At 39.7% G+C, this 25,069-nt stretch carries 17 protein-coding genes; 7 read left to right on the plus strand and 10 right to left on the minus strand.

Going from position 1 to position 25,069, the window contains the following annotated elements:
- Positions 1 to 12 precede the first annotated feature (12 nt).
- From HWV01_RS16565 to speA, 6 genes are all read right to left on the minus strand, one after another.
- Positions 13 to 1,848 (minus strand): ABC transporter ATP-binding protein, encoded by a 1,836-nt coding sequence (locus HWV01_RS16565; RefSeq protein ID WP_211672591.1) that lies wholly within the window; start codon positions 1,846 to 1,848, stop codon positions 13 to 15.
- 58 nt (positions 1,849 to 1,906) lie between these two features.
- A complete protein-coding gene (locus HWV01_RS16570; protein WP_211672592.1) occupies positions 1,907 to 2,485 on the minus strand; it encodes a VOC family protein in 579 nt (192 codons plus the stop codon).
- Positions 2,486 to 2,557: 72 nt separating this feature from the next.
- Positions 2,558 to 3,889: an MATE family efflux transporter gene (locus tag HWV01_RS16575; RefSeq protein WP_211672593.1), complete on the minus strand. Its 1,332-nt coding sequence runs from the start codon at positions 3,887 to 3,889 to the stop codon at positions 2,558 to 2,560.
- Positions 3,890 to 3,999: 110 nt separating this feature from the next.
- Positions 4,000 to 6,018 (minus strand): GNAT family N-acetyltransferase, encoded by a 2,019-nt coding sequence (locus tag HWV01_RS16580; RefSeq protein ID WP_211672594.1) that lies wholly within the window; start codon positions 6,016 to 6,018, stop codon positions 4,000 to 4,002.
- A 16-nt stretch (positions 6,019 to 6,034) separates the two neighbouring features.
- The gene (gene speB / locus HWV01_RS16585) at positions 6,035 to 6,955 is read right to left on the minus strand and encodes an agmatinase (RefSeq protein WP_211672595.1); all 921 of its coding nucleotides are present in this window, start codon (positions 6,953 to 6,955) and stop codon (positions 6,035 to 6,037) included.
- A gap of 88 nt (positions 6,956 to 7,043) precedes the next feature.
- Positions 7,044 to 8,963, minus strand: a complete 1,920-nt coding sequence (gene speA, locus HWV01_RS16590; protein WP_211672596.1) for a biosynthetic arginine decarboxylase — start codon at positions 8,961 to 8,963, stop codon at positions 7,044 to 7,046.
- A gap of 651 nt (positions 8,964 to 9,614) precedes the next feature.
- Here speA and HWV01_RS16595 point away from each other — a divergent pair.
- Complete coding sequence (locus HWV01_RS16595; RefSeq protein WP_211672597.1) at positions 9,615 to 9,917, plus strand: DUF496 family protein; 303 nt, start codon at positions 9,615 to 9,617, stop codon at positions 9,915 to 9,917.
- Between the two features lie 226 nt (positions 9,918 to 10,143).
- Here the strand turns inward: HWV01_RS16595 and HWV01_RS16600 are convergent, their stop codons facing one another.
- From HWV01_RS16600 to HWV01_RS16610, 3 genes are read right to left on the minus strand one after another with little or no spacing between them, the layout of a single operon-like run.
- The gene (locus HWV01_RS16600) at positions 10,144 to 10,905 is read right to left on the minus strand and encodes an ABC transporter ATP-binding protein (protein ID WP_211672598.1); all 762 of its coding nucleotides are present in this window, start codon (positions 10,903 to 10,905) and stop codon (positions 10,144 to 10,146) included.
- A 14-nt stretch (positions 10,906 to 10,919) separates the two neighbouring features.
- Entirely contained in the window at positions 10,920 to 11,969 is a 1,050-nt protein-coding gene (locus HWV01_RS16605; protein ID WP_211672599.1) for an iron ABC transporter permease, read from the minus strand.
- On the minus strand, positions 11,966 to 13,066 hold the full coding sequence (locus HWV01_RS16610) for an ABC transporter substrate-binding protein (protein ID WP_211672600.1): 1,101 nt from the start codon (positions 13,064 to 13,066) through the stop codon (positions 11,966 to 11,968). The genes HWV01_RS16605 and HWV01_RS16610 overlap by 4 nt, the downstream gene beginning before the upstream one ends.
- A gap of 472 nt (positions 13,067 to 13,538) precedes the next feature.
- On the opposite strand from HWV01_RS16610, the gene HWV01_RS16615 reads away from it, so the two are divergent.
- The 5 genes from HWV01_RS16615 (at position 13,539) to HWV01_RS16635 (ending at position 21,935) form a co-directional block, all read left to right on the plus strand.
- A complete protein-coding gene (locus tag HWV01_RS16615) occupies positions 13,539 to 15,671 on the plus strand; it encodes a TonB-dependent receptor (protein WP_211672601.1) in 2,133 nt (710 codons plus the stop codon).
- Between the two features lie 45 nt (positions 15,672 to 15,716).
- On the plus strand, positions 15,717 to 17,519 hold the full coding sequence (locus HWV01_RS16620) for an IucA/IucC family siderophore biosynthesis protein (protein ID WP_211672602.1): 1,803 nt from the start codon (positions 15,717 to 15,719) through the stop codon (positions 17,517 to 17,519).
- Complete coding sequence (locus HWV01_RS16625; RefSeq protein WP_211672603.1) at positions 17,516 to 19,486, plus strand: IucA/IucC family siderophore biosynthesis protein; 1,971 nt, start codon at positions 17,516 to 17,518, stop codon at positions 19,484 to 19,486. Before HWV01_RS16620 ends, HWV01_RS16625 begins: the two co-directional genes overlap by 4 nt.
- Entirely contained in the window at positions 19,452 to 20,636 is a 1,185-nt protein-coding gene (locus HWV01_RS16630) for an MFS transporter (RefSeq protein WP_211672604.1), read from the plus strand. The genes HWV01_RS16625 and HWV01_RS16630 overlap by 35 nt, the downstream gene beginning before the upstream one ends.
- Before the next feature lie 102 nt (positions 20,637 to 20,738).
- Entirely contained in the window at positions 20,739 to 21,935 is a 1,197-nt protein-coding gene (locus HWV01_RS16635; RefSeq protein WP_211672605.1) for an MFS transporter, read from the plus strand.
- A gap of 117 nt (positions 21,936 to 22,052) precedes the next feature.
- Here HWV01_RS16635 and HWV01_RS16640 read toward each other — a convergent pair whose 3' ends face one another.
- Positions 22,053 to 23,636 carry an ABC-F family ATPase gene (locus HWV01_RS16640; protein WP_075473616.1) on the minus strand — a complete coding sequence of 528 codons (1,584 nt, stop codon included), beginning with the start codon at positions 23,634 to 23,636 and terminating at the stop codon, positions 22,053 to 22,055.
- A 497-nt stretch (positions 23,637 to 24,133) separates the two neighbouring features.
- On the opposite strand from HWV01_RS16640, the gene HWV01_RS16645 reads away from it, so the two are divergent.
- Positions 24,134 to 25,033 carry a PEP-CTERM sorting domain-containing protein gene (locus HWV01_RS16645; RefSeq protein ID WP_211672606.1) on the plus strand — a complete coding sequence of 300 codons (900 nt, stop codon included), beginning with the start codon at positions 24,134 to 24,136 and terminating at the stop codon, positions 25,031 to 25,033.
- Positions 25,034 to 25,069: the final 36 nt, after the last annotated feature.

Consider the following 25,069-nt stretch of genomic DNA (forward strand, 5'->3'; position numbering starts at 1 on the left):
TTACCCTCACGGTTAATGAGTTGATTGTAAGCGGCCGTACAATGTTTGATAAAGCCCTTCAACCTGTAATAATTCATGATGTTGTCCTGACTGGCTTATTTCGCCATCGTCGAGCACATAGATCAAGTCAGCTTGTTTAATTGCGCTGAGTCTATGAGCAATAATTAAGGTCGTTCTATTCTCTAAAAATTCACTAAGATTATGATGTAAACGACTCTCGGTTTCGGTATCTAATGCAGACGTTGCTTCATCAAAGACCACCATTTGAGGTTTACTTAATACCATTCTTGCAATTGCTAAACGCTGGCGTTGACCACCAGAAAGACGCACACCATTACGTCCGACTAAGGTATCTAATCCATGAGCCAGTTGTTTAATTGTTTCTGCCATTTCGGCAACTTGTAGCGCTTGCCATAATTCATCATCGGTAAAACTATTACCCATAGATAAGTTTTCACGTATCGAGGTATTAAACAAGATAGGTTGCTGTAATACTGTGGCAATATTCTCACGTACTTTATCATAACCAATCTGGTTTAGCGGCACATCGTTAATTAAGATCTCGCCTTGTTGCTTCTCATATAAACCTAATAACAGCTGTACCAGTGTTGACTTACCGCCGCCACTCACCGCAACAATCGCGACTTTTTTACCTTTCGGGATCACTAAGTTTACATTACGGATCACTTTGTTTTCACTATTGTAAGCAAAACACACGTCTTTGAATTCTACCGCAACGCCATCTTGACTCGCAAACGGGTCCACCACACACGAATGTTGTGGCTCTTGCGTTAACTCAAACACACCATTTAATCGTTTCAATGCCGCCGAAGCTGCAAAGTAGGTATATTGAATACTTAATAATTCTTGTACTGGTCCCATCATAAACCACAGGTAACCAAATACCGCGAAGATCTGACCGATAGTCAGGTCAGCAAAAACGACCATCAGCATAGCGATCGCACGAAACACTTCAAAACCAATTAAGAAGATAGTGAAACTTAAACGGTTAACCGCATCTGTTTTCCATTGTGATTGGATCGCGCTATGGCGTAACTCACTCGCCGCATCAATAACACGGCTGAAGTATTGCTTCTCACGTTGTGCTGTACGTAACTGTTGGATTGCATCTAAGGTATCAATTAGCGCTTCTTGAAATGCTTCAAAGGCGGCATTTTCACGTGTTTTTAAATTTTTAACCCGCTTACCAAACGAACGAGAAAAATAGATAACTGCCGGATTCAACAATAAGATGATTAAACCTAACTGCCAATCAATCCATAACAAGATCGCAGCCGTACCGATAATGGTGAGCATACTGACTAGAAACTTAGATAAGGTCTCTGCTAAGAATTTATCGATAGTTTCAACATCTGTGATACAACGAGAGCTGATTCCACCCGATCCCTGCGTTTCATATTCGGTTAAGGATACCAGCGGTAAATGGTGCATTAATTTATTACGAATATAAAAACTGAGATTCTTACCAATGATCGTAAACTGTCTCGCTTGCCATACCGACAAGACTAAACTAGACAAGCGTAACAACACCACAAAACCAAGGATCGCCAGAATATACAGTTGCGGCCCCCACCACGATTCAGGGAACATGTTTTGCATTGCCTGTACCGCCGCAGCGGGCTTCTCTAACAATACTTCGTCCACGAGTAAAGGCATCATCAGCGGAATAGGGACACTGACTAAGGTGGCAAAAACGGCAATGATATGGGCAGTAATTAATGGTTTCTTTTGGCGTAATACACGTTGACGGATCAAGCCCCAGCTAATCCGTGTACCTTTGTTTTGTTGCTGAGATTGCGATTTAAATTGAGTATTTTCTTCTATCATAATTTATATAAAACCACACTTGCCTTAACGCTGTTGCGAATGATTATCAATTGCAGCATTATGCCGTAGATTCACTCGCAACAACAGCTTTAATGCCTTCGCTATGTACCTTGATGCAGATATCACCTTGTTTAAATGCAATCGTAGGATTTGCTAATGTTTCGCCTTCAACTTGTGGCGCTGAGCGTTTAATTTTAATACTGCCGTCATTAGCTAATAAGGCATCAATATCTGGATTAATCAAACGTAATGCCAGTTCTAACTCTGCCATATTAGTCGCATTACCCGGTAACACTAACTCTATGTGTTCCCAACCTTGTTGGGGATAATGCTTGGCAGGAAACGGTAGTTCGACACAATCAATCTGCCAATCACCTAACGTTAACGGCTCATCTAATACTATTATATATATCGGTCGACCGTTAATAATGCTGTCAGAAATAACCTGACCACGTTGTGTAAACTCAGCCAGTAGTGACTCTGCGGTTGCAATATCATTCACCCGCAGTGCGACATGATCACACCATAACGCATCAGTTTTTAAATTTGATTGCTCAAGTAAACCAAGTGTATGTGAGAATGCTAAAATCGCTTTAGAGAATGCAGGCCACTGCTGAGTTAGATCTTGATATTGCATGGTAATTCCTTCAATAAGTTATCAAGTAATTATACCACACGATAATCCGATTCCTCGCAGGTATCATTCTGTTCAGGTCAAACTTTTAGCCCACTCTAACCTCTGGACACGCAATCCACTTAACGTTAACTTAACTAACTCTCCACCGCCTATTGCGATTAGATAAACATACATAACAGGTAAATTTGCACGCATGCAGATTAGTGCAATTGGTATAGTCGTTCCCCACATGCAAATAATATCGACCATAAAGATATAGCGCGTTTGCCCTCCAGATTTTAGCGTCCCCATCATATTAATGGAATTAACTGTTATTAATGGCAAAAGTAAACAGAACAATCTGGTGATCTTTATAGCAGTGTCTTGAGTGTCAGGACTCAGATCATATAAGCCAATAAGCGACTCAGCAAAGGAGGCTAAAATAACGGCCATGATAATCGCAAAAATAGCACCTATAGCATTAAACTTTCTAGCGATAAGAATAGCTTTATCCACATTATTTCTGCCAAGCTCATGACCAATAATGATCCCTGTTGCACAGCTCATCGCTAAAATACCTGTCGAAGCAATTTTTTCTAGGCTATTGAATACACTAATAGAAACGAGGACGTCTGTTCCCATTTTTGAATATATGGCTGTTAGCGTTGTTGCACCCAGCGCCCAACAAGTATAAGAACCGATCACTGGTAACGCCGTTTTTAGATAATTTAAACTGAAACTTTTATCGATCCTTTTAAAATCATTGAACGATACAAAGACAGGATATTTTCGCTGATATGCCAAAAACAATAGCAATAAACATTCACAAAATTTAGCACATGTAGTGGCAATAGCAGCCCCTATAACACCAAGCGGTGGAAAACCAAAATGACCAAATATTAAAACATAATTAAGTAATACATTAATAAATAGCGCTAATACGCTCGCATACATGGCTTCTTTAACATGCCCCATACCACTGAGCATTTGCCCCAACGAAATTGATAATGCAGTAAAAAAGAAAGAAGTCGCGACGATGGTAAGGTATTCCCCACCAAGCTGTACAACAACCGTTTCTGATGTGAATAATTGTATTAACGTCTGGGGAAAGAAAAATGATGCTAAAAAGAAGATACTGCTAACAGCTAAAGTCAGTACACTACAGAATGCTATCACTTTACGTATACTTGGAAAGTCATCGACTCCATGATACTGGGAAATAAAAATAACACCGGCACTGCTAATACCAAACAAAGAAATAATGAGCAACATGACAACCTGATTCGCTAGGCTAACCGCTGCAATAGCAGATTCACTCACTTGACCGATCATAAACACATCAACCAGGTTTACGGTTGCAGTGATCATCCCTTGTAGCATGATGGGTACTGCTATATAAAGAAGTTTTTTATATATATCTTTCATTGGATTTCAGGTTCTTGATTATTTCGAAAAAATACAGCTATAAAAGCTAACCGACGCAAGTGTTATAGCTGTATTCGCATGAGTTATGCAATGTAGAATTAATTCGCTTTCTAATTATCCAATGATAAAACCAAAAAGCAGACTTTATCGAAGAAGATATTCTCTACGTAGTCAAAAGTATCAATTATCTCAAATCCAATTTTCTGATATATTGCCAGAGCATCGCTGCTCTCATAAACAGTCAGTACCACCCTTTTACAGTCGTGCGATAGCGCTTCATTTTTGATTTTCTTTAATACCTGAGAGAAGATCCCTTTACCTCTTGCATTATGTGTTAGCGCCACAGTACTAATAAAATAGTCACTATCTTGTAAGTTGCTCATAACAAAATCATCGTAAGCTTTATCAACGACTTTCATTTCATCGCGATAATAATATTGGCTATCAATGTCATCATACTGAGTACTGGTGCCCGCAATAACGAAACCTAAAAAAACATTATCCGACTGGTAGTCATAAATACCCTGTAGCAGAGATAAATAAGGTTCAATATTTTGCTTTTTCTGTAATTCAATTAGATTCAATCCAAGCGTATTGCCAGCAGAACAGTATTCAAGATAACTCGTTTCAAATATCAACTTAGCCATTTGGTGTCTATCAGTATTACTCGTTAATTCACCGGGCAAAAATTTAACCGCACGTCTTGCCATCAAACGGCTAGCAGGACTTAAAGAAGGTGCATTAAATGCTGATACTGAATTTACCTCATGCCAGTATTTACCCAGCTCAATGGCTTGATAATTATTCGCTAACATAAAGTCACCGAATACATCATTAACACGGTCTAAATTATTATCATTACTCAATACATTGTAGTAATGGTAATGTTTAATATCAGAACGAAGTTGCAATGGGTAAGCCATTCTCGGCACTTCATCTACGGCGTATACATCACCCATTTTAGCAAGCTCAAGCGGATTATCCAGCGTCCAATTTACATTCTGCAAGTTAGCAATACAGCTATCATAGCTTTGCCCCTCATCCTTATCTAAAGGGAAATAAATGCCAGTAATAATGTCATGGGTTAAACGCATACCACGCATACCACAAAGTACAGGTTCTGTCTGATGGTTAAATAATACTGAGTAAGTTTGTGTGAGTTCATCGTGACTGATAAAACTACAACCTATGTGTTGCTTCCATTCATCATAGAGTTGTTCAAAAACGGAAAGTTCAAATGCCCTATTACGATGAGGCATATCTTCTGGCAAGCAAATGTATTGCTGATGCAATTTATTAAGAATATCGCGTAATGAGTGATTATTTTTTTTAGCTACAATCAACCCTGTTTCATCAAGAAACAAATTCATCCAATTTAGATGATGCACTTCCCATTCACCAGCATCATCTAGGACATAATGACAATAATTAGGCATTTCAGGCTTAGCTAAAAAAGTGGTTGCCGGTTTGTATGGAATGGTATCGCTATCCATATAAATGCCGCCAAATTCAATCATAATAAGAAATCTAAAATAATCTGACAACGTCGCGTAATAGCAGTTGTCATGCAGTAAACTTACCGCACTCACATATGCTTTTGCATTGAATGATAATAATGAGGATAAAGAATTAACGTGAGAAACATGTTCATCGAATACATAACTACCCAGAGTATGGTCTCCGGCTCCACCAGTCGCGATGAAATGAGGATCGTTACTTAACTGCTCTGCATCCCATACCCACAATATGCTCTTGTAAGCTGTATCATTAATGGCACTAATAGCTAAATCCCATTGCACCATTGCTTTTTTCGTTGTCTCCGGTAAACCACCACCCATCCAAATTCGATGAATGAGTTTTTCGCTTTCCTCTAGAACTTGAGAAGGTACCGCTATTAATGATGAACACTGATTAATATCGAGTTTATCATTGTGTTTACTGACCCATGCTCTAAATCCTTCAAGCTGAGAATGAAATTGGTTTTTTCTCTCTTTACTCTCTTCTCTATTTTTCTGAATATATTTTTGTAAATTCATAAAGTCTATTTTAAGACTTTTTATTCTTTTTTCGAACTCAACTTGATAAAGGCTATTTTCAAGTTCATCTATCGCTAATTCTATAGTTTTCATATTTTAAATCATCACCTTATATTTTATGTGTCAGTGCCCATAAGTGCAGAATATCCGTTGCAATTGTCGCCGCGGCCAATGCGGTAATGTCCGCGTGATCATAAGCTGGTGCAACTTCAACGACATCCATGCCGACAAGGTTAATCCCTACCAAGGCTCGTATTATCTGCAGGGCTTTATCAGACGTCATCCCACCACATACTGGCGTACCGGTACCGGGGGCAAAAGCAGGATCAAGGCAATCAATATCAAAAGTAAGATAAACAGGTCGATTTCCTACTTTTTCTTTAATGGCCGTAACAATTCTCTCAACAGACCAATCGTTTGCAGCTGTTGCATCGATGACATTGAAACCAAGCGTATTGCAATGCTCGGTTCGAATACCGATTTGTACTGAATGAGCAGGATCAATGAGTCCTTCTTTTGGCGCGTGATAGAACATGGTGCCATGATCGAACTGACTGCCTTGTTCATAAGTATCGGTATGCGCATCAAAATGGATTAATGCTAACTCTCCAAACTGCTTCGCATGCGCTCGAAGCAGCGGAAGTGTCACAAAGTGATCCCCCCCAAAGGTGAGCATGGTTTTGCCTTGTTCAAGCAACCCAGTAGCATGCGCTTCTAATCTTTCGCACATCTGCGCCGCATCGCCACAATCAAACACAAGATCACCACAATCTGCCACCTTGATCGTTTTGAATAAATTAAATGACCATGGCCAACGTTTTCCCTCCCAAGCGAGGTTTGTCGATACTTGACGAATCGCATTTGGTCCCATACGACTGCCTGGACGACCCGTGGTAGCGATATCGAAAGGAACGCCTGTAATAACGACATCAGCATCCGACTCTCTTGGTGAAAAATTAAGAGTCTGACGCAAAAAACCAAATGCATTGGCATAGAGTGAATAATCGGGATAGTTTTTTAGTGTTGCCATGAGGGTTTTCCTAATAAAAAATTGGGTCTAAACCCATTTTAGCGGTCTCATTCGCAGTCTGCGTAATAAGGCTATGATGATTGATTAACTAGATTCCATGGACATTTTCAAGATAGGTATATCCTTCAAGACCAAAAGCTAATTCTCGTAAGATCGCATCACGTTCGTGATCGTTTAGCTTTTCATTTGTCATTTTTTTATATTGTTCTAAGAAAGCACTCGGCTCTAAATTGACGTAGCGTAAAACATCACTGACACTGTCACCACGCTCAATTTTTTCAATCTCATAACCTCCATTTGGCTTACTGCGTACTATCGCGGTATCAGTATTACCAAATAAGTTATGCATATTGCCTAAAATTTCTTGGTAAGCACCCACCATAAAAAAACCAATACGATACGGTTTTTCGGGCGTCCAAGCTGGTACAGACAAACTATTTTCGATGCCTTGACTATCAACATATTGATCGATCACACCATCTGAATCACACGTTATATCTAACATAATTGCACGTCGGTCAGGGGCTTTGTGTAGCAGGCTTAAAGGGAGTACCGGAAAAATCTGACCGATACCCCAAGCGTCTGGTAGCGATTGAAAAAGAGAGAAATTAACAAATAATTTATCGGCTAACCGCTCACGTACTTCATCTAATATAGGACGGTGAGCACGGTTATTCGTGGATAATTTTTTCTCTAATTCATAGCATAACCGCAAACTAATTTGTTCCGCCCAAGCACGTTCTATAAAACTCAGCATACCCACATTAAAAAGTGCATGAACTTCAGCCAAATCGCTTTGGTTATCGTGATAAATTTCAACCAATGACCGCATATTAGGTTGTTCAGATAATGCTCTCCAAGAGGTCCATATATGGTGTAATATTTGCGGTGCATCGACCGCAGGAGCTGAGATACTTTCTGACTTATAACTTTCTACGCCAGTAATATCAGTAATCAGTACGGCATGATGCGCGGTTAAGTTACGACCTGACTCGGAGATAATACGTGGCATAGGTATCCCATATTCCGAACAAATATCTCTTAATGTATAGACAATATTATTCGCATACTCAGTGATGCTATAATTCATTGAGCAACTGCTTTGACAACGAGTTCCTTCATAATCAACAGCAAGTCCTCCGCCAACATCTACCGTTGTAATTCCAGCACCGAGTTTTTTAAGTTCAGCGTAAATACGTCCAGCTTCACTTACGCCCTTTCGTACATCACGAATATTAGTAATTTGTGAACCTAAATGGAAATGCACTAGCTGTAAACTATCTAGCATATTTCGTTCGCGTAATGTATTAATAACGACTAATACCTGTGATGCCGATAAACCAAACTTTGATTTTTCACCACCACTTGCTTGCCACTTCCCTTTACCTTGGGATGTAAGACGGACACGCAAGCCAAGACGAGGTGTCACGTCTAGCTCAGCTGATTCTTGAAGAATAATTTTCAACTCGGATAATTTTTCAAGCACAATATAAACTTCATGTCCGAGCTTTTCGCCAATTAAAGCGAGACGAATATATTCTCGATCTTTGTAGCCATTACAAATAATCACTGAACTGGCTTCTTGTGCCATAGCCAAAACCGCCATTAACTCCGGTTTACTGCCCGCCTCTAAACCAAGTTGACGTAACTGTTTAGCATGTTTACTTTTTAATATCTCGCCAACGACATCTCGCTGCTGGTTAACCTTAATCGGGTAAACAGCAAGGTAATCACCTTGATAGCCATACTGCGCAATGGCCTGATTAAAAATGCGACAAAGCGTATCAACGCGGTGATGCATAATTTCAGGAAAACGTACTAATACGGGAAGCGAGGCTCCCGCCTCAACAAGTTCGTCAGCAAGTGACTCCAATCCGATGATGTTATTTGGGCTGTTACTATCTGGACGAACAATCATGGAACCATCTTTGGCAATATCAAAATAGTTCTTGCTCCAGTAAGGAATATTATACAATTCACGTGCGTTATTAATTGTCCATTCTTTCATTCATTCATCCTTAATGACTGGCATTGCCGCAGAGCGGTTTACAACCCACTTAATTCGCCCTGATAATTAAGATAATTATAAACAGCGGTAAACCTTATTATCAATGGGTTATGGTCATTATATTTAAAATAAAATCGTTCACAAAAAACAACAATAAATTTAACATCGTAAAAAGTTAATTTAAATCAATCGATTATATGGTAAGGGATAGCTTGATTGTAAATGTTTAAACACGGGTATAATTAAAGAAAAGGTAGAATATAAAAATAATGTTAGAGTTTATACTTAAACAGTATGTTGACACAAAACTTTATTCACAAGGCACAATAAGATAAGGTAGAAAAGGGATACAACAGTATTATCAAGTGCTTAGCCAGCGCACATATGAACAAAATAGGTTTATCATTGTTATGATATGTAATGAAAATACATTATCTAACCCAATCACGGGATGAAACAGAAGGAATCGAGAGCTGTTAGCCATTTTTCTGCGCGGTTTATAAAATAACCATTCTTGATTTAGTGCAAAAATTTTAAAATTGACTCTAATTAGGTCAAAAACACAGAGCTTTTAGGACATTATCCTGTTAAATTAAAGAGGATTTATTTTAATAGCTTTTCATCAATTTTCATGAAAAATAGGGTGTACAAATGAATAATGCTTTTGATGTAGTAAAAAGTGCTCGTCGTAAAAACAAGCTAAAACGTGAGATCCTCGATAACGCAAAGAAGATCCGTGATAACCAAAAACGTGTCGACCTACTTGATAACCTACTCGATTATCTTACGCCAGAAATGACTCAAGCAGAGATTGTTGAAATCATTGCGAACATGAAGTCAGATTATGAAGACCGTGTAGATGACCACATCATTACCGGTGCTGAACTATCTAAAGAGCGCCGTGAAATTAGCAAAAAGATTAAAGCAATAACAAAAGCTGTTCACGAAAAATAAGAAGAAATCGAACGCCATACACCTACACGATAATCCGCGCCCTAAATAAATCTAATAAGCGGATATCAATATTGAGATAAGCACCAGATACACAAGTACACTTGCGAGGTCTGGTGTTTTATCTTAATGCACAGCTTAATTCGTCTCCGTAAGTACCCTTGCCAATACATCCCACACAATAACGCACACGAATAACTAAAGATCTAAAATTAGGATGAAAGTAATACTAAGCGATATACTGCGCATCGAGTAAATCGTAGCCTGAGTTCGAAGCAACCTTGTTTAACCTAATATTAAACATATTCTCAGCTAACTGAGAATTTAAAGTAGTTGGTGTAGGCCCTTGAGCAAAACAAGCCCCTTGGTGCAACGCTATCATTTGCGGACAAAAGCGACTAGCCAAATTTAAGTCATGAATGGCTATAATACACAGCATATTATGCTGTTTTATATAGTCAGCTAATAACATCATTACCTGCAGCTGCCGCGATAAATCTAAGGCGCTGGTAGGTTCATCTAAAAGCAATACATCGGGATTACGGATCAAGCCCTGACCAATGCCCACAAGTTGTTTTTGACCACCACTTAAATCCGCTAAAAATTGATTAGCTAAATCACTGATATTAAGAAGCTGCATAATATCACTGACTTTTTTCTCTTTCGATTGTTGATTTATTGATTCAGATGCTAGATTAAGGGCAAGCATTAAGCCTTCAAAAACCGTCAAGCGAATATGGTAATCCGTTAGCTGAGGCACATAACAAACCGCTAAACTACGCTGTTTGCTAGGTATTCGATCGAGGTCCTGACCTTCTAGCATTATTTTTCCACTACGGTTTTTGGTAATACCTGCAATCAAACGAAACAAGCTCGATTTCCCCGTACCATTCGCGCCAATTAATGCCGTTAATACGCCTCGGTTAACACTTGCTATATTAAGGTTATTTAAGACCTTCTTTTTACCGTAACTAAGGTTGATATTTGACATTGATAAAGCCATTTTTATTTCTGCCTTATTGTAAAAATTAAAATGAAGAAACAAGGAATACCAATCAAGGATGTGGTGATACCTATGGGTAACAAAGCACCACTAATTACTAATTTACTAAGGACACTAGCTAGCGATAATAGACTCGCCCCAACTAAAATACTGCCAGGTAAGAAAAAACGTTGGTCTTCACCGAGTAATAAACGTGCTATATGAGGGGCCACTAAACCGACAAAACCTATGGTGCCAACAAATGCCACGGCAACCGAGGCTAATAACGCACAAGCCAACAAGGAAAATAAACGTAACCTATCTACATTAACCCCCATACTTCTGGCTTGTTCATCACCAAAACGTAACGCCGTTAATTGGTCTCGGTAGCAGAAAAAAAAGGTCAACATACTGAGTAATACCACAAGACAAATCATTACTTTTTCAAAACTGGCCCGCGCAAGAGACCCTAAGGTCCAAAAGACCAATTGTTGTAAGGCATCTTCACTGGCTATGTATTGTAAAAAAGCTAACAAGGCATTAAAACTAAACATCAAGGCAATTCCGGCTAATACCAAGGTTTGATAACCCACGCCCCGCATCTTACTGATGGCAAACAACACCAGAGCACTGAGCATGGCAAATAGAAACGCATTAACCGATACGATGTATATGCCAGCAACAGGCAACACAGCCCAATCCAAAACAAAAGTTAAAGCAGCGCCAAAGGCGGCTGCAGCAGAGATCCCGAGGGTAAAGGGATCAGCCAGCGGATTATTTAAAATAGTTTGCATCTGCGCACCAGCACAAGCCAGCATAGCTCCCACCAACATAGCAATCAGGGCGATGGGCATGCGTATTTGCCACAGAATTAAATCTAATTTAGGATCTGGGCAGTCCACTAAACAGGCACCGACCTCAAGCAAGCCATAACTGCTTGGCCCTGAGCTTAAATCCCAAATAAAACTAAATACTAATAAAACACTTAATGCCAATAAAATGAATGACTTAATTAAACGCTGGCGACGATAGAAAAAATGCTGCTGAGTGATAACAAGCTGAGAACTGCTCACGGTAATTGACTCCAAAAAATGCCTGAAGATTGAAATGGCATAAACTGCTTATGATATTCTTGCCAAACTTGCTGTGGATTCAAATCGCTAAACAAGCTCGGGTGCATCCACTTAGCCATCATCTGAATAGCGACAAAATAACCCGGGTGGTTATAAAATTGATGCCATATTACATATACCTGTTTATTTTTTACCACTGGCATTTGTGACCAACCAGTTCGCTGTACTAAGGCTTGCATACCTGAGTCGACTAGGGTTTGCTGCGCCGAATAACCCAGTGGCGGAGAAATGCTCTGTTTTTTATGGGACCAGTCACCTGCTGTGGCGATCATAATATCAAAATCTTCTACCAGCAGGGTTTCCGGGTTTAAATCCACGGAAACCCCCGAGGTTTTGCTACTTCCCCAATTTTTTCCGCCAGCCATCTCGGCAAATGCACCAAAATTGGCTTGACCAAAAATGCGGCAACAAGCCGGACCATTAATTCCAGCTGCACGTTCAAGTAATACTAGGGGTTGCTTATATTTATTTTCCGCTAACCTTTGTTCGACAATATCCAATTGCTTTTGCACAAAACTAGAGAACTTTTGTGCCTGCGCTTGGCGCCCTAAAACCTCCCCGAGAATGTTCATACTCGGTAAAAGGTTACTACTTAAATCATGGCGATAATCAATAAATAAATAGGGAATAGACAAAGCATCAAGACGGTTTAATGTTTCCGATTGCTGTAAACTTTCCCGATAATTAAGACTAAATATGACTAAGTCTGCATTTAAGCTAAAGGCTTGCTCAACGTCAAATTGACCAGTGTTAGGTCTCCCCACAGTTGGCTTATTAAGGAATGATGGATACAACTCAGTGAGTTTTTGCCAAGTGCCTCGATCGGCTTTAGCCAGATCATCAGCCATAGCGCGAATATTATGTCCTGGATTCTGAGGCTGCAGCGCCATCACCAAGTACATCATACGCCCTTCAGAAAGAATAATATTCTTTGGTAGTTGCTCGAATATGACCTGTCTGCCGCTCAGGTCTGAAACCACAAAAGCCTTACCTACATTAGGTAAAACTAAAAAAATCAGCAAAATAAGCCGTCTCATTAATTAACGTTATCGCCCTTTATTTGAATGCATAACTATTTAAATTAATTACTATAAGTAAGCAATAAGTTGGATGGCGCACCTAAAGTGTCAAGCTAATAACTTAGCTTCGACATATCCCCATATCTTACATTCATTATCCTAGCGCCTGTAAAATTAAACGTTGCAAATTTACTACATAACCACCAAGTAGTAAATGCAAATGGAAATAATTTTCATTTACTACTGTTGGATAATTAAAACATATACATATGATCGAGAAAGATACTTGATAAAAAAACGCTAATTCTAAATTATTTATATAACCATTTTATCTCGACAACGCAATACATAGTAATGATAATGATTTGCATTTGAGCTGTATGTATTTATAATACCTCGGATTTAGTTATATTATCCCGATGAATAAAGACAGTAATAACGTGTATAGATAATGATTATCTACTTGTATAACAAAATGTATGGAGACATAATGTTAGTAACAAATACCCCTTTTAAATTAAACATCATTGTAATTTCTTTGTTAATGAGTCAACAAGTTTTAGCAGAGACGTCGATTACCCAACAAGAAGATAATCTTGGATATACGGTAATTACGGCCACCCGCAATCCAGAACAAAATTTGACCCTGCCCAATTCAGTCACTATTGTTGACCGAGAACAAATAGAAAGCCTGTCATCCAACGCCACTAGCTTAGGAGAAATCTTAGCTAAAACGGTACCCGGTATGGCAACTAGCTCACAAAGTATGTCTAATTATAGCCAAACGATTCGTGGTCGTAAGATACAAGTGTTAATTGACGGCGTACCGCAATCAGGTTCATTAAGAGGCTCATCACGAGATTTAGTCAATATTTCTCCTGATATGGTAGAACGAGTGGAAATATTACGTGGGCCTACAGGAATTTACGGCCAAGGTGCAGCAGGTGGTGTTATCAACATTATTACTCGTAGAGCCTCATCAGAAGCACTTGCCTTCACAACTAAAGTGTCAACACATGCACAAAGTGAAGACTTTAGTAAAAGCGCATCCGCTGATATTTTCCAACAGATTAGTGCTGCGAGCGAAGACACCAGCTATATTGCTTCAGCAAAGTATGCCAGCACTGGATTATTTTATGATGCAGAAGGTGATGCAATCCCAGTCAGTCCGCATGGTCAAGGTGGGGTCAGTGATTCTGAAGACTACGACCTATACGGGAAAGTAGTCCATTATTTAGATGACAATCAAAGTGTAGAGTTATCAGTAATCACCTCACGCTTAACACAAGAAAATAATTATCACACGGTTAATGGCCTGTACGGTAAAGACAAAGCGACACAGGGCGATGGGCCAGAGAAAAATGCGATCGGACAAGAGAGTGAAAGTTGGTCGGTTAACAGTAAATATCACCACGATGATCTAATGGGCAGCCAGTTAACCTTACAGGCCTACGCGCAAGGCAGCAAGGCAACAAATAAATACAATACTAAAAACAAAGCGCAGTCTGTAACAGATTCAGACAAATTAGGCTTACGCCTTACTGTAAATACTGAATTTGAAAGCTTTGTTAATGGTTCTGTTTTTTGGGGCACTGATTTAGCACAGGAAAAAGCAGGCCAATATATGACAGACGGCCGACTTTGGTCACCTAATCTCGAACAACAAACTATCTCCCCTTTTGCGAATGTACGTTTACAACTAACAGACAGTTGGATCTTACGTTTTGGCGCGCGTTATGATCTTTTTGATTTAGATATTGATACCTTCCAAGTTAATTTTGGAAAAAATAAAGGCGATACAGTCACTGGTGGTGATTTAAGCTATTCTGCAACCACTTATAATGCCGGCTTAACCTATCTTATTAGCGATACTCACTCTGTTTACGTTTCTTATTCAGAAGGTTTCTCTTTACCTGATGTTGGCAGGATTTTACGTGATGGTGGTGCAGGTAGCGTCGCGTTACTAAACCCTGAACCAATACGAGTGAAAAACTATGAAATTGGTAGCAAAAGCCAATGGCAAAATATTGATGCGAATATTGCCGTATTTTATAACACTTCTGATTTAGGCCTACGTTTTGTAGGTGATGCCAACGATACTAATTTCAGCCCTAAACGTGAACCAGAAAAAATCTATGGTGTAGAGCTAGCCTTGAATTACAACATCAGTAATGACTGGAACACTGGCGGTACATTTAGCTGGCAAGAAGGAAAGTCAGACTCTAAAGACAATGGGGATTATGACGATTACCTAACTGGCGAACGTATTCCTCCCACTAAAATCACCGCATTTATATCAAATCAAACGAGCGAAAATTGGCATAACCAATTAGATGTACTTTATTCAGGAAATCGAGATAAATTTGCAGATAACAATGCAGCAGCCGATGTTGACCCGAGCGATAAAGTTAAACGTCAATACGCCGAAGGCAAGGTAGAATCTTTCACCGTTGTTGATTTTGTTAGCCGTTATCAGATGCCAGTAGGTCAAGTCACTTTCTCTGTGGCAAATTTATTTAACCAAGATTATTACACTGCCGAATCACAGTTTAGAAACCGTGATGCACAATATGCAAAAGGCATTGGACGTGTCTTTGGTCTTGCCTACAGCCTTGACTGGTAATTCAATTAAAAGTGGCTGGTAAGCCACTTTTATTAAGGAACAAATATGATACAAAGTTACGATCAAATCTTGCACCAAAATCTTGCAAAAATCTATTCTCTACGTGGTTTTTTAAATTGTTTTTGCCGTGAAGTAGCTGGACCACAAGGCGCACTTTCTTACCCAGAAGATATCATTAACTTACCCGACAGTATTTTTCAAAGCTTACAAGAAACTGGTGGGATTTTATTAAACATCGATCTACATGATGGACAATTAATATGTGTGGTTGATAAAAAATCACAAAGTTACCAATACCGTTATTTATCTTATTTTTTATTTCAAAGTAATACCCAAGATCAACAGGAATTAGACTGGGATGAGTTACAAGTTATACTGTTAAACGATCTTGCGAGTCGTTTTAATACCGATGCTAATGATGAGTTATTAGCACAAATGAATAATAGTGAACAAGTATTAGCTTATTTATTATTAAATAGAAAAAGATCAAAAGAATCAACAAACCTCTATCTTGAATCAGAATCTAAATTATTACTCGGTCATGCCACTCACCCTGCGGCCAAATCACGCCTAGGTTTTAGTCAGCAAGATATACTAGATTACTCCCCAGAATTACGCGCTAGTTTTCAGTTACATTATTTCGCGGCAAAGAGCGACAAAGTGAAACGTTTAGGCACAGGTTTGAGTGATGACACATTACGTGATTTTTCAGCTACCTATGATAGTTTACCGCCTGATTATGCATTATTACCTGTGCATCCTTGGCAGGCAAAATACCTGCTAAAACAGGATGTAATTATAAAATTAATCGAACAAGGTTTATTAATTGATCTCGGTGTCCGCGGAAAAAAACTAACAGCAACGTCATCGCTACGTACCTTATATAATCCAGAATTGGATTTTTTTATTAAAGGATCCCTCAATGTCCGCATTACAAATTGCGTACGTAAAAATGCCTATTACGAACTTGAAAGCGCAGTTAAGTTAACCGAACTATTAACACCTAACTTTAATCAATTAGAAAAAAAATACCCAGGTCTTAAAATCATGCATGAGCCTGGTTGTTTGACTCTTGATTTTGATGAATTAGATGCAGAAAAACAAGTACAAATAGAAGAAGGTTTCGGGGTTCTATTTCGTGAAAATCCAACTGAATTACGAGAGCAAAACATCTTATTAGCTGGCTCTCTCTTCACCCAAGGTGTATCGGGGGAAAGTAATGTAAAAACCCATATTTGGCATCTTTCACAGCGCAATCAAATGAGCTACGAACAAAGCAGTTTATTATGGTTTAGAAGTTACCTTGATGCATTATTGCCAAGCATGTTTGATGCCCTGTTTGAACACGGGTTAGTGTTTGAGCCGCACCTACAAAATATTTTAATCAAACTAGAGCAGGACTTAGTGGCAGGTGTTTGGATCCGCGATTTAGAAGGCACCAAGCTCAATAAGCAAACGTGGCAAGCCCAACAGCTCTCAAGCATGAGTGAAAAGGCAAGTAGTAGTGTGTTATACGATCAAGAGAAATGCTGGAATCGCCTCGCTTATTGCTTATTGATTAACAATATTGTGCAGGCGATTTTCTGCATCGCTAGACGAGAGTCGGTACTTGAGGCGCGACTTTGGCATCAAGTACGTTTAACGATTCAACAGTATTTAGCTCAAAGCGACAGTGAATTTGCAGCTAACAAGCTAGGTGAATTATTAGCAGGAAAAGCGATCCCTAATAAAGCAAACTTGATCACAAGATTTTTAAAACGCGCTGATAAACAAGCTGAATACACTGATTTCCCCAATCCTTTAGGGTTTCCTCGTGTTATCCCAACTAAAGTGAAGGAAAAAGTATGAATCACTATCAACAAAGCCTAGCGTATACCTATCAGCAAATAAATCAAGAATCCGCGCAGCTTAGTGAATTATGGTTTTCACAGCTGCAGGATGATACGCTGCAAGAAAAGCAATTATCGGTCGTCGATATACGCGCACAATTTACCAATGCACAGCGACGCTGTTTAGTCACATTATGTAAGTCGATGTTGCGAGAAGGTATCTTTAATGCACCAGAAAACCTACAATTTTCTGATAACAATGCTTATTTACGCATCAATAATACTCCGTTAACCTTAAAAATAGAAAACATTGAACAGGTGCGCTATGGCTTTCTGGAAGGTTTTACAGGATTAACCTTACACGAAGATGATCAGCTTATTTACGTCTTGGACGAACCGACTAAACTATTGGCTCTATTACAGGTTTGTACAAACTACTCTTTAATAGAAGTACAGCGATTCGCACATGAGTTGCTGAATTCTATGTTAAACGACGCTTTGTTTTTAAGCTATCGTCTCGTGTGGGGACAAAAAATAGAACAACAAAGAATACAGACTGGGTATGCGAGCTTCTGGTCTTGGGTTAAAAACTTAAATGGACAAAATAATAACTGCTTGCTACTTGAGCAATGGGGAACAGTCGGTCACCCGATCCACCCCGGTGTAAAATGTAAACAAGACCTAACGGCACAGCAAGTATTAACCATGTCACCCGAGTTTCAAGCGAATGTTGCAGTACGTCTCGCTGCAGTAAAAATCGGTTTATTCTCCATCGAGGGTTATCAACAATCTCAGTATCAAGAATGGTTTGCCGAACAATATCCAGAATGGCAACAACGCTGGAAAATAGCATTAACAACGCAGGGCTTCGACGCGAATGATTATATTCCTGTGCCCGTACACCCATTCCAGGCCGATAGCTTTTTACCCGAAGTATTTGCAGACTTAATTGTGAAGCAGGACTTATTACTACTCGACTCAGGACCACAAATAAACTGTGGTCCAACGATGTCTTTTCGTACCTTAGTACCTGAAAACTCAGAATCTTACCCACATATAAAACTGCCTATCGCAATGCGACTAACCAGTGCGGAACGCGTTTTATCCAATCGTTCTTGCCATATGGGACCAAGAGTGAGCCAATTTTTAGAGACCATTGCTGAAAAGTACCCTGAGATTGGCTGTAAATTACGTGTTATGCGCGAAACACCAGGGTTACATTATGCTGGCGATAAATACAGAGAAGAAAAATATGGCAAATACTTTTCGGTGCTATTTCGTCAGAACCCCCGTGAAAAGTTAATCGATAATGAGGTTGCCGTACCTGTTGCCACGCTCATGGCTGACACCCCGAGTTCGGACTCTTTATTTGCAGAGATAGCCCAAAGCAATCAACTTTCTATCGCGTCCGTTTTAGAAACTTATCTTGATGTGTTGCTGACGCCAGTACTACAAGTATATTTACGCTTTGGCATTAGCCTAGAGGCTCATCAGCAAAATTCCATGATGATTTTTAATGATAATGGCCTACCACAATCATTACTGTTAAGAGATTTTGGGGCTTTTAGAGCACACCAAAACACATTTATCTCGAGTGGTGAAAAACTTGAGTTTCATCAAGATAAAAGTGTACTCAGTAATGACAAGCAAGATGTCAGAAATAAACTATTACACGCGGTATTTATTTGTCATCTTTCAGAGTTAATTAACCACTTGGTCGTGCGGGGTTATATTGATGAAGCACAGGCTTGGAAAATGGCTTATCAACGTATTGCTACTATTTTCGAGCACACTAAACATAATGCGCCAGCGCAATGGTGGGCTCAAGAATATCAAGCGTTATTAAATGAACCTTGGCAAATGAAACGTTTCACTTTAATGAGATTAGCCAATAACAATGAATATAACTATCAGGCATTGTTGAATCCTTTAAGTCAGGAGGCGGTACTAGATGCCAACCAATGTGATTCGTTTACTGTGGTTTAGTCAAATAATCGCGATTGGTTCGATGGAAATGAGTGGCCCTTTTTGGCCACTTATTTTATCTCAACAGAGCCAAGGTGTCAGCTTATCAGTATTTTCTGCCCTCATTTATATATTACCTCTATTAGGAGCCATGTTTAGCGCGCCTGTCTGGGGTAAATTAGGTGATCGTATAGGGCATAAATATATGATATTAAGAGCACTATTTGTTTTAGCTCTATCACAATGTTTATTACTTTATGTGAAAGAAGTGGAATGGGTTTGTTTGATCCGCTTTGTACAAGGGGTTTGCGCAGGGTCGATTGCTGCAATGCAAGCCTATGCCTTACGAACCAGTAAGACACAAGAACAAGGTCAGATCTTGGGTAAACTACAATCATCTGTTGCCGCCGGTACGCTATTAGGACCCGTTTTAGGCGGAATGCTAATCGATTACAGGGGGTTCAATAGCGTGTTTACATTAGGCTCCGTCAGTTGCTTGCTGGTATTTTTTGCCGTAGCCTTGTTATTACCTGAAGATAAAAATGGTCCAGTTAACAAAGCGAGGGGGAAGTCTACAGCGCGAGTTATTTCACCTCCTCTTTTTAGTCTCCCCGTTTTACTCTGTTTGTTAGCATTGGCACAACTTGCTAAACGTTTGCCTAGTAGCTTTTTTGCCATTTATGGGCAAGACGTATTAGAAGCAAGTTCATTTCAAATCGGCATGCTATACGGATTAACCGGCTTCGCTATTTTACTCTTTGCTCCTTATTGGGGACGATACTTTGACCGAGCCAATAATCAACAAATAAAAAACAGTCTGCTTTTAATCTGTACCATGGCAGGTCTATCACAATTTGCCTTTAGTTTTGTAGAACAAAGCTTGCTACTGGCAGGCTTATTACGCTTTATATGGGGTATTTTTCTTGCCGCTATTTTACCGTTGTTATTTATGCAGTTACGAAAATTAGTGACGACAAATGACATTGGCAAAAGTATCGGTATGGGCCACAGTGCGAGCAAGCTTGGCGCATTAATAGGTATTGGAGTTGGTGCGATTAGTATAAGTCTTTTAGCGATAAATCAAGGGTTTTCAATGATTGCAGTGACTTACATGATTATGATTCTTTTGATCGCCATATGCGCTAAAAAGAAAGATAAAAAGGAAAATTAAAATAACACTAAAAAAGACCATAATTTCAACATGATGGTCTTTTTATTTTGACAATAACAATGCTAATCTAATTGCCTCTCAGCCAATTAGCAGTCGATAGCCATGAAACCATTACCTAAATCACTCTTTAGCTCATTCTCCAAAGAAAGCCCATTTGTTTTTCTCGCCCTTGCCGGTATTGTCATGTCGATGACCTTTTCAGCATGGAACGCATTACTGAATAACTTTGCTATCGAGAATGCCGCATTTACAGGGGCCGAAATAGGCACCTTACAATCGATACGTGAGATCCCTGGGTTACTTGCTTTCACGGCTGCATTTGTATTACTGATACTAAAGGAACAAATATTTGCCATTATTGCCTTATCTTTACTCTCAATTGGCGTGGCGATAACAGGCTTTTTCCCCTCTGTTTATGGCTTATATGCCACAACCGTGCTTATGTCTGTGGGTTTCCATTATTACGAAACCATCAACCAGTCATTAAGCCTACAATGGTTCAGTAAAGCCGAAGCCCCTGCGCAATTGGGTCGACTACTCGCAGTGAAATCATTTGCAGCCCTCTTTACCTTTGCAGGTATTTGGCTGGCGTTCAGCGTGTTTGATGCGGACTACGTAACCGTATACATGGCATGTGGGCTGCTCGGGCTCGTGATAACAGCTTGGCTTGCAACCCATAAACCTAATATCCAAAACTCCCACGTACAACACAAAAAGCTCATCTTGCGTAAGCGCTACAGTTTGTATTACTTACTGACGTTTTTAGCGGGTGCTCGCCGACAAATATTTGTCGTCTTCGCTGGTTTCTTAATGGTTGAAAAATTCGGTTACGGTGTTCCAGAGATCACCGCGCTATTCATGCTTAACCATGTTATTAATCTATATTTAGGGCCTAAAATCGGCGCATGGATTGGACGTGTAGGTGAGCGTCGCGCATTAACATTCGAATATACCGGACTTATCTTTGTGTTTATTGGTTACGCCTTGGTAGAGTCAGCAGAGTTTGCCGCCGTGCTGTATATTATTGATCACCTGTTCTTTGCAGTCGCTATTGCATTAAAGACCTATTTCCAGAAGATCGCGGATCCGAAAGACATTGCAGGAAGCATGGGCGTGAGTTTCTCGATTAATCATATTGCCGCAGTCGTTATTCCGGTAATTTTCGGCATGATCTGGTTATACAATCCTTCGTTAGTATTTTACGCAGGCGCGGCGATTGCCAGTTTATCTTTGATACTCAGTCGCTTCATACCAGTGACGTACAAATCAGAATCAAGCGTGAGCAATAACGCAGTATAATGACCGCGGTTGGTTGTTAAGTACAAAAAAGGCCATCACATAATGTGATGGCCTTTTATATTTTTAATCAGTAATTCACTCACTTAAAATAAGCACCGATTGCTCGGTTGACGCTTATTATTTGCTTGCGATATATTCTTCGTAAGTACCGTCAAAATCAACGATTCCGTTTGGCGTGATATCCCAGATACGTGTCGCAACTGTAGATACGAACTCACGGTCATGAGAGATGAACAGTAATGTACCTTCATATTTCTCAAGAGACATGTTCAATGCTTCGATTGATTCCATGTCCATGTGGTTAGTTGGTTCATCCATTAATAATACGTTCGGTTTTTGCATCATTAATTTACCGTAAAGCATACGGCCTTTTTCACCACCAGATAGTACGCTTACTTTCTTACTAATGTCATCATTAGAGAATAGTAGACGGCCTAGGAAACCACGAACAGTTTGATCGTCATCGCCTTTTTCTTTCCACTGGTTCATCCACTCCATTAGCGTTAGATCTTCTTCGAAGTATGATTCGTGATCCTGTGCATAATAAGCGATGTTTACGTTTTCAGACCATTTGTACTCACCCGCATCTGGAGTCAGTTCGTCTGCTAACATACGCATTAATGTCGTTTTACCAACACCATTGGTACCGATAATTGCGATACGCTCGCCAACTTCAACCATGCTCTTAAAGTTAGAGAATAATGGACCTTCATCAAAGCCTTTTGTTAGACCTTGAATTTCTAATGCGTTACGGTAAAGCTGTTTTTCTTGCTCAAAACGAATGAATGGCGTTTGACGGCTAGACACTTTAACTTCATCAAGTTCAATTTTATCAAGACGTTTAGCACGTGATGATGCTTGTTTTGCTTTCGATGCGTTTGCAGAGAAACGAGCAACGAATGCTTTAAGTTCTGTAATTTGCGCTTCTTTTTTAGAGTTGCTTGTTAATAGCTGTTCACGTGCTAATGCAGCAGCAAACATGTAATCATCGTAGTTACCTGGGTAAACGCGTAGTTCACCAAAATCTAGGTCAGCCATGTGAGTACAAACACTGTTTAAGAAATGACGATCATGCGAGATGATTACCATTGTGCTTTGACGTGCGTTTAGTGTTTCTTCTAACCAGTCAATCGTTGCGATATCCAAGTTATTCGTTGGTTCGTCAAGTAATAAGATATCTGGATCAGAAAATAGTGCTTGTGCTAGTAGTACACGTAGTTTCCAACCCGGAGCAACTTCGCTCATTAGGCCGTAGTGTAGTTCTACTGGGATACCAACACCGATTAGTAGTTCACCCGCACGAGATTCAGCTGTGTAGCCGTCCATCTCTGCAAATTCACTTTCTAGATCGCCAACACGCATACCATCTGCTTCAGACATGTCAGGGTTAGCATAAATTGCGTCACGCTCTTCTTTCACAGCCCACATTTCTGCGTGGCCCATGATCACTGTATCAAGTACAGTATTGTTTTCGAATGCGAATTGATCCTGACGTAATTTACCTAGACGTTCGTTCTCATCAAGCTTCACGTTACCAGAGCTTTGATCTAAATCGCCACCTAGGATTTTCATGAATGTTGATTTACCACAACCGTTAGCACCGATTAAACCGTAACGATTACCGCCACCGAACTTAACTGAGATATTTTCGAAAAGTGGCTTGGCACCGAACTGCATTGTAATATTTGCTGTGCTAATGATAGGGAACGCTCCTGTCCAAAAAGTGGACTAAATATAAATTACTGAATTTTAAGTTGGCGGAGTATAGCATCTAATGTGACGTAAATCACGTAGTCTGATTAGTAAACATAAATGAATAAGAGGAAATATTACTTTAGGGTTTATTTGACTCACTAGACTGCAACCGAGCTAGTGCGTAAACAATCCCAACCCATTTTATAAATATAAACAACCCAATAAATGCAAGGCTTAAGCGCCATCGGGCTCACCGCAGACACATCAGGCGCAAATATTAACTCTGGATATCTTCTCTATACCACCTACAGCATTAAGCCCTCGAAAAGACTGTCGAAAAATTTTACAACATATTAAAAAACGATTTATAGCTAAAAATTATCCAGCTGATTTAAAAGATAAAAATCAATGTGGCATAGGGTATGCTCGATCCTAAATGCTAAGTACTAGTAGTCTTCAATTCACTTTTCAACTTTATGAAAATGGTATCAAGGACAAGCGTAATGAAACACAATAAAGTATTTAAAAGCATATTATCAACAATGGTATTATCTACAATGGCAGTGATGATAGCACCAGTAAAGGCAACACCAATTAATACTAACGTTGTCGCTGTTGTAGATGAATCCGGTTCAATGAGTGGCGAGCACGCCTGGTTAGGAACGATGATAACAAGTTTAGATGCAGCGTTACTCGCTGCTACAGCTGGTGATCCGTTCAGCGCTAGCTATGGCTTAACAGGTTATGGTGCATCGGGTAGCGGAGGTCACGCTGTAGCTGGTCATCAACATACCGTAGGTGGGGGTCAATTAGGCTCAGCTGCTCAATTCGATACAGCAACGGGCGGGTTAGTTCTCACTGGTGGTCATGAAGATGGTCTCCAAGCAATCGACTATGCCCTCACTAGTTATACGTACACAGGCGGTGCAGTCAAGAACATAATATTAGTCACCGACGAAGACAGTGATGGGTCATTCGGTGTAGCAAATGCAGCAACGAGTCTATCGAGCGCAGCTGCATTACTTAACGCTGTTATTAATGTCAATTTCGAATGTGGCAACGGTAACACAGCACTTGGTATGACTAGCACCCTAGGCTATGAAGCGGATGGTAGTGGAGGATTTATTACTTGTACTGGAGCAACTGCAACGACTGGTCATGGTTCTTCAATCGCTGATTACGTTAATTTAGCACTTGATACTGGTGGGGCAGCATGGGATTTAAATCAACTTAGAGCAGGTGGCCTAACCGCGACTTCATTTACCAATGCTTTTGTTGATATTAAAGTAGAAGAAATCATCAATGTACCAGCACCAACAACGGTTGCATTCTTAGGATTGGGGATTTTAAGTATGGGCATGCTAAGAAGACAAAGAAAAAATAATATGGAAAATTTAGTATAGCGATTACACACGCTATTATTCCATTTTGATTAGGTC

The sequence above is a fragment of the Moritella sp. 5 genome (assembly GCF_018219455.1).
Taxonomy (GTDB): Bacteria; Pseudomonadota; Gammaproteobacteria; order Enterobacterales; family Moritellaceae; genus Moritella.

Excerpts from the sequence above, each read along its gene's own strand:
- HWV01_RS16645 (WP_211672606.1), top strand. The coding sequence starts at position 24,134 with ATGAAACACAATAAAGTATTTAAAAGCATATTATCAACAATGGTATTA.
- HWV01_RS16595 (WP_211672597.1), top strand. The coding sequence starts at position 9,615 with ATGAATAATGCTTTTGATGTAGTAAAAAGTGCTCGTCGTAAAAACAAG.
- HWV01_RS16620 (WP_211672602.1), top strand. The coding sequence starts at position 15,717 with ATGATACAAAGTTACGATCAAATCTTGCACCAAAATCTTGCAAAAATC.
- HWV01_RS16575 (WP_211672593.1), bottom strand. The coding sequence starts at position 3,889 with ATGAAAGATATATATAAAAAACTTCTTTATATAGCAGTACCCATCATG.
- HWV01_RS16635 (WP_211672605.1), top strand. The coding sequence starts at position 20,739 with ATGAAACCATTACCTAAATCACTCTTTAGCTCATTCTCCAAAGAAAGC.
- HWV01_RS16565 (WP_211672591.1), bottom strand. The coding sequence starts at position 1,848 with ATGATAGAAGAAAATACTCAATTTAAATCGCAATCTCAGCAACAAAAC.
- speA (WP_211672596.1), bottom strand. The coding sequence starts at position 8,963 with ATGAAAGAATGGACAATTAATAACGCACGTGAATTGTATAATATTCCT.
- HWV01_RS16610 (WP_211672600.1), bottom strand. The coding sequence starts at position 13,066 with ATGAGACGGCTTATTTTGCTGATTTTTTTAGTTTTACCTAATGTAGGT.
- HWV01_RS16570 (WP_211672592.1), bottom strand. The coding sequence starts at position 2,485 with ATGCAATATCAAGATCTAACTCAGCAGTGGCCTGCATTCTCTAAAGCG.
- HWV01_RS16615 (WP_211672601.1), top strand. The coding sequence starts at position 13,539 with ATGTTAGTAACAAATACCCCTTTTAAATTAAACATCATTGTAATTTCT.
- speB (WP_211672595.1), bottom strand. The coding sequence starts at position 6,955 with ATGGCAACACTAAAAAACTATCCCGATTATTCACTCTATGCCAATGCA.
- HWV01_RS16625 (WP_211672603.1), top strand. The coding sequence starts at position 17,516 with ATGAATCACTATCAACAAAGCCTAGCGTATACCTATCAGCAAATAAAT.
- HWV01_RS16580 (WP_211672594.1), bottom strand. The coding sequence starts at position 6,018 with ATGAAAACTATAGAATTAGCGATAGATGAACTTGAAAATAGCCTTTAT.
- HWV01_RS16600 (WP_211672598.1), bottom strand. The coding sequence starts at position 10,905 with ATGTCAAATATCAACCTTAGTTACGGTAAAAAGAAGGTCTTAAATAAC.
- HWV01_RS16630 (WP_211672604.1), top strand. The coding sequence starts at position 19,452 with ATGCCAACCAATGTGATTCGTTTACTGTGGTTTAGTCAAATAATCGCG.